Source organism: Aureibaculum marinum (genome assembly GCF_003813905.1).
In the GTDB taxonomy this organism is placed as follows: domain Bacteria; phylum Bacteroidota; class Bacteroidia; order Flavobacteriales; family Flavobacteriaceae; genus Aureibaculum; species Aureibaculum marinum.
Genome location: NZ_RPFJ01000006.1, coordinates 207798 through 220374, shown reverse-complemented (window position 1 = coordinate 220374; position 12577 = coordinate 207798). Strand labels below are relative to the sequence as shown.

Genomic DNA, 12577 nt, shown 5'->3' with positions numbered 1-12577 from the left:
TTTTTTAAGTAGTTTATTCGTTGTAAAAAATTACAATTTATTAAGAATTAAATCCAATGTTTTTTGACGTTGGATTTTTTTTGTTTCTGTATCAACAAACTTCTTTAAGAAATAAATTTCTTTTGGAATTTCAAATTTCTGTAAAGATTTTAGTTTTAGAATAGAATTTTCTATTTCACTTGACGTGATATCTGAATTTCCTTTCTCAACTATTAATATTAATTTTTCGCCTAACAATTCGTCAGGAACACCAATTACAAAATAACGCTGAAGTATAATTTCCGATAATTTTTCTTCAATCAGTTCAGGAATTAACTTTACGCCTCCAGAGTTAATAACATTATCTACACGCCCCAACCATTTAAACTCTTTTTCAGAAACAATTTCAACCAAATCATTGGTTATTATTTTCTCATCAGAAACTTTTGGTGCAGTAATAACCAAACATTTTCTAGTATCTATTGATATGTTCACATTCGGTAAAATTTTATAAACCGAGTGCATCGATTTACTTTCATTTAAAGAGAATTTATTTAATCTTTTTACTGCAATATGCGTGATGGTTTCAGTCATTCCATAAGTAGCAAATATTTCCGTTGAAACGGATTGTAATTTTATCAACAAATTAGTATCAACTGCACCTCCACCAACAATTAACTTTCTTACCTTGTATAAATCTGTCAATGAATGATAAACCTGCATAGGAACCATTGCACTAAAATCATACGTTTTATCAACACCTTGCAAAGGATTAGAACTAGCTTCTATTACATCTAAATGCCATCCTAAAGTTAGAGCTCTTATCAACATCATTTTACCTGCTATATAATCAGCTGAAAGACACAATAAAGCAGTTGTATTCTCATTTAAATTAAAAAAAGTGCCTGTTGCCTTGGCACTATTTATCATATATTCTTTTTTTAAAGCAATACTTTTAGGAGTACCCGTTGACCCTGAAGTTTGAACTTTTATTGTTTTACTAGCATCAAACCAATTCTTAAATAATCTATTAATACTTGGAGATAATCCTTTAGAATAGCTCAATAATTCTTCAACAGAATTAAAAGTTATTCCGTTAAGTTTAAAGTTTTTATGGATTTTTGTGTTAATCATTAGTAATTGCATTAGGTTTTACAACCTTTCCCAACAACTTCTCTTTCCAGTTGTTCCAATGATATTTTTTAGAAAAAATAAACAATAATATTGGAAAAAGTATAAAAACAGGAACAATAACATTTAACCCTGCTGATGGTTCAGAAATATCTAGTAATAAAGAATCTGTTTGAAATGCTGTCCAATCAGATGTAACTAAAAGTGCGGTAACTAAGTTATTGGCAGCATGGAAACCTAAAGCCAATTCTAAACCGTCATCCATTAGCGTTATAATACCCAAAAACAGGCCTGTTCCAATATAGTAAATCATTATAATTGGTCCTAGTTTATCAACCTCTGGATTTGCTAAATGCATCAAGCCGAATAAAACAGAAGTAACAAGTAATGGAATCCATTTATTTTTCACCAACACCCCTATGCCTTGCATTAAATATCCTCTAAAAAAGTATTCTTCAAAACTCGTTTGAATGGGAAGAAATAGTATCGACAAAAAGGCAAGAACTAAAAATTTATGCAGCTTAAAATTCCACACAAAATCTTCTGGAGCATCAAAATATGAATATACAATCATACTTGCAGTAATAATTCCCCATAAACTAAAGGAGAATACAACACGCTTTAAATCAATACGTTCTCTTGAGGTAGATAACGAAATAATGGATTGTTTATTTACAAATCTTACCCAAAGAAATAAACCTCCAAGAAATACAACAAATACAACTAAATTTTCAAAGAATACTCGATTAGCACCCTTTTCTAAAATGCTCTTGCGAAGCAATTCATTACTATCTAAGTCTAAAACTGAAATTAAAATACTATTTAAAATAAAAATACTGAGAAGTCCTAAAGTTGGCAATAGATATTTCCAAAAGTGAGGTTCACCTTTATAAGCTTGTTGTATAAAATTCATACTGTAAATTTCTTTAGCAAAAGTAAGTTTTATAAGCTAAACTGCCATTTTAATTTAGAGTTATAATGTAATTGTCCACTTTTAACCTCTAAGGGAGAATTGAAATTATTAGTAAACAAACCTCCTGTACCTAAACCTTGTGGCATGGTGGTTTTTAAACTGTACGTATATTGAGCGATAGCATTGAGTCCAATATTACTTTCTAAGGCAGAAGTAATCCACCACAATGCCTTTTGGCTAGTTGAAACTTCAATCCATTCATTACTACCGTTAATACCACCTACCAAACTTGGTTTTAAAATAATAAATTGTGGTTTAATGGTTTCAATAAGTTTTTGCTTATCTGTCGTTTTAAAAACTCCTATTAACTCTTCATCTAATGCAATAGGTAATGGTGTCTTTTCACACAATAATGCCATTTCTTGCCATTGTCCAGCTTTAATTGGCTGTTCAATAGAATGTAAATCATAATCTGACAAACGCTTTAATTTTTCTAAAGCATTTTCTGGAGCAAATGCTCCATTTGCATCTACCCTTAATTCAATTTCATTAGCGGTATAGTCTTTACGGATTAATTTTAACAACTCTATTTCTTTATCAAAATCTATAGCTCCTATTTTAAGTTTTATAGTGGTAAAGCCATCAGCCAATTTTTCTTTTATTTGTTGTTTCATAAAATCTACTGTCCCCATCCAAATTAATCCATTTATGGAAATAGCTTGTTTGCCTTCCGTAAATTTTGAAGGAAACAATGTAAATTTATCACTACTTTTAAAAGACAAAAGGGCTTGTTCCAATCCAAACTGAATAGACGGAAATTCAATTAAAGCTTTTAATAAATTGTCTTTTTCTAAATTTATATTATCACAAAGCCATTGTAACTTATTTTCATAATCATTTCTATCATCAGCACTTAACCCTCTAAAAAGTCCACACTCTCCTATTCCTTTTTTATAACCATCTTCTACTACTAAAAAATAGGTTTCTTTGGTTTTTAAAATTCCTCGAGAAGTTCCACTTGGTTGTTTAAAATTAAGAATGTATTTTTTAAAAGTTGCTTTCATTATCATCTATAATTCTAAAAATTTCGATTGACAAAATACAAATAAATCATAGTTTTAAGAGTTCAAATTCAAAAAATTTAGTTTACATATTATAAGCCTATTTTTAAAATTGTTATTAATTTTGCCACTCACTTTTAGTAATGATAATTTTTAAATCTTATAGGTTTCAGAATTAAAAGTTTCAATTCTAAAATCTAAAAAAAGCCCTCGTAGTTCAACGGATAGAATAGAAGTTTCCTAAACTTTAGATCCAAGTTCGATTCTTGGCGAGGGTACTTTTTTTTTACTTCAGGAAAAGTTTAATACTAAATTTTATTGTGTTGAGATTTGCTATACAATCATTGCACTTACACACCTCAACACAATAAAATTTAAGAAAATAATTAGTAGTAGATTTATAATTTAATATTACCTCCAATAGCTAATAAATTTAGCTCTTTACCCTTATCTGCAAATTTCTTAATTGCTTCGGTATGGTCTATTTTTATATAACCAAAAGTATCGAAATGGCAGCCTAAAACTTTATTACATTCTACAAAGTCAGAAGCAATTATTGCACTTTCTATATTCATAGTAAAATTATCGCCAACAGGTAAAATTGCTAAATCTAATTGACCATAAAGCATGGGTATTAACTTCATATCATAAGTTAATGCTGTATCTCCTGCAATATATACCTTATGATGTGAGGTTTCTAATATAAACCCTGCAGGATTTCCGCCATAACTACCATCTGGAAAAGAACTAGAATGAATAGCATTTACCATGTGCAATTTACCAAAATCAAATTCCCAACTACCTCCATGGTTCATCGGGTGACCTTTTATACCCTTTGGTTCAAAATAAGTTACAATTTCAAAATTAGAAATAATGGCTGCACCCGTATTTTTAGCGATAGTTTCTACATCTAATATATGATCACTATGAGCATGAGTTATTAAAATATAGTCAGCCTCTAAAGTATTAATATTTATATCTTTAGCAAGTTCATTTCCGCTAATAAAAGGATCTACTATAATCACTTTTCCATGAACCTCAATACTAAAAGAAGCATGACCTAAATATGTAATTTTCATAATAATAAATTTTATAAATAAGTTACAATTTACAAAAAAGCTGCAATTAATACAGCTTGCAACGGCTGTTTTAACAACACAAAAAACGCAATTAAAACTGATAATTCACTTTTACAGTAAAATTTCTGCCTGGTTCAAATATTCTTCCTGATAAAAAATTAGAATTATTATATGAAAAATTTAAATGTTCATAATAAGCTTCGTCAAAAATATTTAAAACAGAAGCTCCAATAGTCAAATTTTTTATTGGTTTAACACCTATACTGAAATCAAATGTAGCAAAATCTTCAGAAGCTGTTTCCATAAAGCTTTCAGATATTCGATTTTGGGCTGCTACAAATCTCGAATTTAAGTTTAACCAATAATTACTTTTTTGGTACTTTAAGGCAGCATGTGCTGTCATCGGTGTTATTTGAGCTAAAGGCTCATTATATTCTTCATTTTGAGCATAGGTATAAGAAATATCAGAAGAAAATTTAAAATGATCTGTTATTTTATAATTCCAATAAAATTCAAACCCGGCTTGTGTTGCTTCATCTATATTTACAAAACGTTTGGCAACAGATGGTTGAGCAGTAGGCATAAATTTTCTTGGTATGTTTTCATCTACTATAGGTAGTATATAATCTTGAATATAAGAATAGAAAACACTAGCTCCAAATTCTATTTGACTATACTTTTTATTAAATGACAATTCTATTTGATTGTTAATTTCAGGATCTAAATTTGGATTTCCAACATACTCATAAGGATCAACACCAACACTAAAGTGATTCACAAATCGCTCAATCATTGAAGCAGTTCTTACTCCTCTACCTAATGCCAATTGTATTTGACTATTATTTTCTTTATATTTTACAGAAACATTTCCACTAAAATTTGTTTCGTTGGCATCATCAATGGTACCTCCATAAAATTGTAAAAAATCTTCTTCTGGATCATTAATAGCTGCATGTACAAAATCGGAACGCAAACCTGCTGTCAGTGTATATTTGTTTGATAACCTATACTTTCCTTCAATAAATACCCCAAAATCATACACTTCAGAGTCTTGCCATATTTTATCTGTAAAAACCTTAGGTGTTGGTAAGGTATTTCCATTCATTATCTTTACAGTTCTTATTCTGTCTCCATCCCTCTCTATTAAATTAGCATCTAAACCTGTAAAAATAAATAAGTTATTATTTGGTGATAAAACGAACTCTGTTTTACCTCCATAAGTGGTTGAAAACACATTTGATGAAGCTTCTGTTGCATTAAAACTCGGACGATTATCATTAGTCATTAAATGATCTACTTCAGAATAAAAGCCTTTTATAGAAAACGAATTTACTAAGGGAGACAATTCGTAAATTTTATAATCTATTCCTGCCAAAAAGCTATCGTCATACGGAGAATCCATAGGCAAACCTGCGTGATCTATATCTCTACCAAAAGATTGTCTCCAACTTAACTGTAATCGTTGTTTTTCTGTAGGATTATATCCCAATTTAACTGAATAATCGGTTGTTCTAAAAGACGACGGAACTTCGGTTCCATTACCATCTTTATAATCATCATAATCGCGATACTCACCATTCAGGGATAAGTCCAATTTTTCTCCTTTAAAAATAATATTTCCTGTAGTAGATATATTTTGTCCATTGGTTTCATACCCGGCATCAATACTTCCATGAATTCCGTTTGAAACTGAATTTAAATTTTTGGACACCAAATTAATTATACCTCCAAAATTTTGACCAAATCTAACAGTAAATGGGCCTCTAACAACTTCTATCCTATCAATCTCATCTGAAATAATATGCGTAGTTATAGGGTCCATTCTATTAGGACAGGCATTTACAATTTTCATTCCTCCATCCAATTGTATATTCAGTTGTTCATATTTAAAAGCTCTAAATATAGGTTCAGAAGCATATGCTCCTCTTTTTTGAATACCAAAACCTTTTATGTCTCTAAAAAGATCACCTACGTTTCTAGGTTGTGTAGTACTTTTAATGTTTTCTACAATAACTGTAGACTGAGATAAATCTCTTAAAACATCTGCCTCTACAATAATATTATCTAAATTAATTAATTTATCTTCTAAAGTAATAAATAACTTTTCTGAGACAACCATTATTTCTTTAGTAATAAAACTAACGTGATTAATTACCAAAACATCATTGATACTAGCAATAATTTCAAAGCTACCATCTTTATTCGAAGTTGTAAATTGAGTTGTATTTTTGTTTTGAATAGAAGCTTCTTCAATTGGCTTATTGTTATTGGCATCTATAATTTTTCCCTTTACAGTAAGTTGTTGTCCTAACAATCTCACTGTTGATAATACCATGATTAATAGTATTAAAATATAGTTTTTCATTATTATATTTTTTAGTTATTATTCTATAATCAAATACAGTATCTATTCTTAAAACAACTTTTAGAAAAGTCACTTTAGAACATACTGATAGTGTCCAAATAATTTTATTAAATGGACTAAGTTTTTAATTAAAAAAACAAGCTTGAAACTTAGATTAAACTAAAAAATCTGGTGGTTGAAAAACAGCAGTTATGTAATTTTTTGTTTTACCTATTTTACTTAAAAAAAAATTTAATTTTTTGGAAAAGTTAAATAATTTAAATACCCGTTGGTTGGTATTATGATTAGAAATAATGTACTTATCAAACTCTACAGCAGGTAAAACAGGTTGCTTATCTTTTGTTTTAATAGGTAAAGTTTTTGCTATTTTTTTAGACAAATGGCATTGTCCATTACATTGAAGCTCAGGTTTCTCTTTATTTATACATAAAACGGTTGCTATATAATCATAATCAACAACATATTCAATAACAGGAACAATTGGTCTTATTAAAGTAAATGTATAAAGAATTATAAATATGTAAACCCAAATTTGTTTCACTAATAAACAATTATAGCCCAAATTTAAGTTGAATTGATTGTAGTTGAAATGATATTTATCATAACTACTTAGTTAAGTAACTTTTGATACATTTCTAAAAATAAATTTTAAAAGATTCTAGTATTGAATTTTATTCGTATTATGCATCTAAACAGTGTTTTAATTATAAAATTTGACCTATTCCAAAAAGAATGGCATACAGAAATGTACTCAGAGCTAATTTTTTTAATTCAGGATCTAATTTTGCAGCATCCTTGTTTTGATACACAGTCACTAAATGTTTAAAAATTGGAATAAAAGCCAATACAAATAAGAATTGTTTGGGAGAGTTATAATGTAAGCTAATATATAGAATAGTCAATAGAAATGCTATAATCAATATCAAATAATGATAATTTTTTGCTGCTTTCTCTCCTATTTTCACAACTAAGGTGTGTTTATTAGATTTCTCATCAGAAACTCTATCTCTAAGGTTATTCAAATTTAATACCCCAACACTTAGCAAGCCAACCGCTGTTGCTGGTAAAAAAACATCCCAATAAAGTTGTTTTGTATATAAAAAATAACTTCCAACAACACTAAGCCAACCGAAAAACAAAAAAACAAACACATCTCCAAAACCACTATATCCATAAGCTTTTTTACCCACAGTATATTTTATGGCTGCAGCTATGCTCGCCAAACCTAATATTATAAACAGTAAAAAGTAATAGATATTAGATTTTCCAAAAGAAAAGTACAATAATAATAGAGCAATTAAAAAAGTGAGTATGCCTGTAATTATCATAGCATTGAGCATTTCTTTAGGAGAAATTATTCCACTTTGCAAGGCTCGTTGTGGTCCAATTCTTTCTTTATTATCGGTTCCTTTTACCCCATCTCCATAATCATTTGCAAAATTAGATAACACCTGAAAACCAGTAGTGGTTATTAATGCCAATAAGCATATTTTCCAATCAAAAAAACCATGTAGAGTGGCTAAAAAGCTACCAACAATAATTCCTGATACTGACAATGGTAAAGTTCGTAAACGAGCTGCTTTAAATAAAGCCTTAGATTTTGAGTCTTGGATTTGGGATTTTGCGTTCAAGGACTAGAATTCTAAAATTAATGATTAGTACATTAGTTTTTGCAGTATATTTACTATTCTATACATAAGAAATTATAAATCATTGCATTGTAATGAAGATTATTTACAAAAATTTAGTTTAAATATTGAGTCTCTTCACTTAATTCTAAAGCTTCTCTTATATTAACGGGATTTCCATAAGATTGAGCAATAATAAAACAATCTGTAAACCCTAACCTTTTTAAGTCTTCTTTTAATACTAAAGCTTCCGCATAAGTAGCAAAGTTACCAATAGCATATTTATTAAAACCTCCTTCTGTAAATTCTTTCATGTGAGTTAAATTATCAGAAAATAATCTTGCTTTAAAATTGTTAAACGCACCAATTTGAATACTATAAACGATTGTTTCTGCCACAATTCCTTTTGTACTTTCTTTTACTATAATTAACTCTTCTTGAGCCTCTTTTAAACGCTGTAGTGTATCGTTATCTATTAATGATAGATTATTTTTAATTAAATATTTTTCATCAATTGCATTTGTTTTTGGTAAAAAAGACCATAAAAATAATATTAGTGCTAATAAGCCAAAAATGCCCAAAATAATTCTATGTTTCCTTAAAATAGAATTATTCTCTTCTTCTTCTTTAAGTAACTTATTTAATTTATTTATGGTTTGATTAGCTTTATCAACCTCTTCATAAATATTCACTAAGTTTTTATCTTTAATATATGGCATAACTAGTTGAGATTTAAACTATAGATCTTCTGCATTTGCAATTAGTTCTGCAATATCTAACACATCTACATCTTTTTCTTTTTCCTTGTTTTTAATACCATCTGTCATCATGGTATTACAAAAAGGACAACCTGTGGCAATAATTTCTGGTTTTACTTCTAAGGCCTCTTCGGTACGCTCAATATTAATGTCTTTATTTCCTTTTTCAGGTTCTTTAAACATTTGAGCTCCTCCAGCTCCGCAGCATAAACCATTACGTTTAGAACGATTCATCTCTACTAATTCAACTTCTAATTTTTGAATTAAATCTCTAGGGGCTTCATAAATTCCATTACCTCTACCTAAATAACAAGGATCGTGAAATGTAATTCGTTTACCTTTATAGGTACCACCTTCTATTTTAATTTTCCCTTCTTTAAGTAAGGATTTTAAAAATTGGGTGTGGTGCATTACTTCATAATTACCACCTAACTGTGGATATTCATTTTTAATTGTATTAAAACAATGTGGGCATGTAGTAACTATTTTTTTTATTTCGTAGGCATTCAAGACCTCTATATTGGTCATTGCTTGCATCTGAAAAAGGAACTCATTCCCTGCACGTTTAGCAGGATCTCCAGTACACCCTTCTTCTGTTCCCAATACTGCAAAACTAACCTCAGCCTTATTTAAAATTTTAACAAAAGCTTTGGTAATTTTTTTAGCTCTATCATCAAAACTACCAGCACAACCAACCCAAAACAGAACTTCTGGTTGTTTTCCTTGAGCTGCAAGTTCAGCCATGGTAGGTACATTCATAATATAATTTTTTAGAGTTATTTAAAGTCTTTTTGATTTTGTTATCTATTAATTTCACAATCACCCATATCAAACATTCTAAAGTGATAACAAATTACAAATTGACATTACCTTATTAATTTTTCATCTCTCTTTTAGAAGAAAATTCAATTATTTAATTTTTCCCGTTTTAAAATCGTTCAATGTTATAGTGAAAGTAATATTATTACATAAACATCATTACAACAATATATTTCTATAAATTAAATTTTAGAACATTCTAAAATTTAATTTTCATCTTTCCAATTTAATCTATCCAATTGATTATACTGCCATGGAGCAGCATTATTCTCAATATTTGTCATCATCATATTTAATTCTTGAGAAGCAGCTGATTTTTCCATCACTAAATATTGTCTCATACTCATAATTATTGACAATGGGTCTATGTCAACAGGACATTCAGCTACACAAGCATTACATGTTGTGCATGCCCAAAGTTCTTCATGAGAAATATAATCAAACAGACTCTTACCGTCATTTTCAAATTTTCCGTTCTTATCAATATTTTTTCCGACTTCTTCTACCCTATCCCTTGTTTTCATCATAATCGCTCGAGGAGATAATTCTTTCCCTGTAATGTTTGCAGGACAAACAGAAGTACACCTTCCACATTCAGTACACGTATAGGCATTCATCAATTGTACCCAATTTAAGTCGAAAATATCTTCCGCTCCAAACTTTTCAGGCATAGTATCATTCTCAGTCTCATCAGTATTTTCAGGAGGATTAGCAAAAGGATCTGCATTAGGGTCAAGCATCATTTTAACTTCTTCTGTAACTGATTGTAAATTATTAAATTTCCCTAAAGGATTTAAATTTGCATAATAGGTATTTGGAAAAGCCAATAAAATATGTAAATGCTTAGAGTAATATAAATAATTTAAAAATATTAAAATACCTATAATATGTAACCACCATGCTACTCTTTCTATACCATGTAGTAAATCAGGATTAAGGTTTTTAAACCATGGAGCTATAAATTGACTAATTAAATTTCCTGAATTTGCTTGTTGAAATGAACTGTCTGTGGCATTCATCACTAAAAATAAAACCATCAAAATCATTTCAAAGTATAAAATATATAAGGCATCATTTTTTGGAAATCCTTTCATTTCTTTATTCCAAAATCTTGGAATACGAAGTATCATTCTGCGAATCCAAAAAATAATAACAGATAGCAACACTAAAAGAGCTAATACTTCAAAACTACTGATTAAAAACCCATAGAAACCTCCTAAAAATGAAAGTACTCTATGCGTACCAAAAAGTCCATCAATAATAATTTCTAGTACTTCTATATTAATAATTATAAAACCTACATATACAGTAATGTGAAGTATGCCTGCTATTGGTCGCCTAACCATTTTAGACTGCCCCAAAGCAATGTTAATCATATTTTTTAATCGTAAATTAGAATTATCTGTTCTATCAACAGATTTTCCTAATTTAATATTACGGATTAGCTTTTTTATATTTTTCATAAAAAAACCAATGCCAATAATTAATAAAATGGCAAAAAGTATGTTTGGTATGTACTGCACTTAGATAGTAATGTTGTTTTATACGTTTCTATTTTTAATTAAAATGCTAAAAAAGCAAGAATAAACATTCAACAAATCTGCATGTTCAAAACATCCCTTTACAATATATATAGCTGAATATCAACACTATAAAACCTACAAAGTTACGTAATCAACATAAAGTAAAACTAATGAATAATATTTATGTTATGTGATTTAATCCCAATTAGTTATTAACCAAATCTTAACAATCTTAATAAAAATAAAAAAAAGCACACAAAATAAACATGAAGTTAATCGAAGAACAATACAAAATAACAACAGAACCCAATGCAATTATCATTTAAAAACAATTGCTAAAAGAAGACATTAATTATTCTTCAACAACTTCTTCTGGCTTGTAAGGTTTAGGTTTTTTACCAAATAATGAGAAATGAACAAATCGTTTAGGGTTCACCTTTAATTCAAAAAGAAGTTCTTCCATTTCTTTAGAGGCCGCCTCCAAATTATCATACAACCCTTCATCTTTAAGCAATTTACCAATACTTCCATCTCCATTTTCAATTGTAGATAAAATACCATTAAATTTTGTAATTGTACTTTGTAATTGTAAAACAGTTTCTTTTATTTGAGACTCATTTAACGAATCTGTTAAGCTCACTAAATTGCTTGAAGCTATTGAAGCATTTGTTAAAACTGAGTCTATTTTCCCATTTTCAGCCAACATTATATTTAAAGACTTTGAGGCTGTATTAAATGTAGACAATGTAGTGTTTAAAGATGCTATAGCACTTTTTAAATTGGTTTGAGTTTCTTGATTAAACACCGCATTTATACCTACTAATAAGGTGTCAGCATTTGTTATAAAACTTGTTACTTTTGCTTGAAGTGGTGCAATTTGATCATTTAAAGCTCCTAAAATTCCTGCCTCAATTTTTCCTGTTAATGTATCGCCTGAAACAGCATTATCTCCATCAAAAGAAGGAAGTATTTTTATAGATTTTCCACTGATAAAATCAGGACTATATATCTCTGCAATACTATTTTTACTGAATTTAAAATTATTTTCTAAAGAAAAATTCACAACCAATACTCCGACTTTATTAGGATGAAAATAAATTTTATCTACGGTTCCTACGGTTAGTCCATTTATTGTTACAGGAGCTGAAACAGACAGCCCTTGAACATTTTCATATTCTACGAAAAAATGTCTGCTACTATCAAATAGATTAGATCCTTTTATAAAATTAAATCCCCAAATAAAAATTCCAATGGTAAGAACTGCAATAATTCCTGTCTTTAATTCTCTTGATATATTTGCCATAAATAGTGTTATCTCTGA

11 protein-coding genes and 1 tRNA gene are annotated in these 12577 nt (G+C 29.0%); 1 reads left to right on the top strand and 11 read right to left on the bottom strand.

The genetic code is table 11. From position 1 onward, the window contains the following. Positions 1-30: 30 nt before the first annotated feature. The 3 genes from EGM88_RS05555 to EGM88_RS05545 are packed head-to-tail and all read right to left on the bottom strand — an operon-like array spanning position 31 to position 3087. Positions 31-1113, bottom strand: coding sequence for an AMP-binding protein (locus EGM88_RS05555; RefSeq protein ID WP_203229432.1), 1083 nt, complete (start codon positions 1111-1113; stop codon positions 31-33). Continuing rightward, positions 1106-2023 (bottom strand): CPBP family intramembrane glutamic endopeptidase, encoded by a 918-nt coding sequence (locus EGM88_RS05550; RefSeq protein WP_123896973.1) that lies wholly within the window; start codon positions 2021-2023, stop codon positions 1106-1108. The genes EGM88_RS05555 and EGM88_RS05550 overlap by 8 nt, the downstream gene beginning before the upstream one ends. Before the next feature lie 29 nt (positions 2024-2052). After that, positions 2053-3087 (bottom strand): o-succinylbenzoate synthase, encoded by a 1035-nt coding sequence (locus EGM88_RS05545; RefSeq protein ID WP_203229431.1) that lies wholly within the window; start codon positions 3085-3087, stop codon positions 2053-2055. 203 nt (positions 3088-3290) lie between these two features. Here EGM88_RS05545 and EGM88_RS05540 point away from each other — a divergent pair. After that, positions 3291-3362 (top strand) — tRNA-Arg (locus EGM88_RS05540). Between the two features lie 120 nt (positions 3363-3482). Here the strand turns inward: EGM88_RS05540 and EGM88_RS05535 are convergent. The 8 genes from EGM88_RS05535 to EGM88_RS05500 form a co-directional block, all read right to left on the bottom strand. Continuing rightward, positions 3483-4163 carry a metal-dependent hydrolase gene (locus tag EGM88_RS05535; protein ID WP_123896972.1) on the bottom strand — a complete coding sequence of 227 codons (681 nt, stop codon included), beginning with the start codon at positions 4161-4163 and terminating at the stop codon, positions 3483-3485. 91 nt (positions 4164-4254) lie between these two features. Then, positions 4255-6528 carry a TonB-dependent receptor domain-containing protein gene (locus EGM88_RS05530; protein WP_123896971.1) on the bottom strand — a complete coding sequence of 758 codons (2274 nt, stop codon included), beginning with the start codon at positions 6526-6528 and terminating at the stop codon, positions 4255-4257. Positions 6529-6682: 154 nt separating this feature from the next. Then, positions 6683-7069, bottom strand: coding sequence for a hypothetical protein (locus tag EGM88_RS05525; RefSeq protein ID WP_123896970.1), 387 nt, complete (start codon positions 7067-7069; stop codon positions 6683-6685). A 163-nt stretch (positions 7070-7232) separates the two neighbouring features. Further along, positions 7233-8159 carry a 1,4-dihydroxy-2-naphthoate polyprenyltransferase gene (locus tag EGM88_RS05520; protein WP_238988387.1) on the bottom strand — a complete coding sequence of 309 codons (927 nt, stop codon included), beginning with the start codon at positions 8157-8159 and terminating at the stop codon, positions 7233-7235. 113 nt (positions 8160-8272) lie between these two features. Beyond that, on the bottom strand, positions 8273-8875 hold the full coding sequence (locus EGM88_RS05515) for an SPOR domain-containing protein (protein WP_123896969.1): 603 nt from the start codon (positions 8873-8875) through the stop codon (positions 8273-8275). An 18-nt stretch (positions 8876-8893) separates the two neighbouring features. Continuing rightward, positions 8894-9673 carry a (Fe-S)-binding protein gene (locus tag EGM88_RS05510; RefSeq protein WP_123896968.1) on the bottom strand — a complete coding sequence of 260 codons (780 nt, stop codon included), beginning with the start codon at positions 9671-9673 and terminating at the stop codon, positions 8894-8896. 266 nt (positions 9674-9939) lie between these two features. Beyond that, positions 9940-11256 (bottom strand): (Fe-S)-binding protein, encoded by a 1317-nt coding sequence (locus EGM88_RS05505; RefSeq protein WP_123896967.1) that lies wholly within the window; start codon positions 11254-11256, stop codon positions 9940-9942. Between the two features lie 352 nt (positions 11257-11608). Then, entirely contained in the window at positions 11609-12559 is a 951-nt protein-coding gene (locus EGM88_RS05500; RefSeq protein ID WP_123896966.1) for an MlaD family protein, read from the bottom strand. Positions 12560-12577 lie beyond the last annotated feature (18 nt).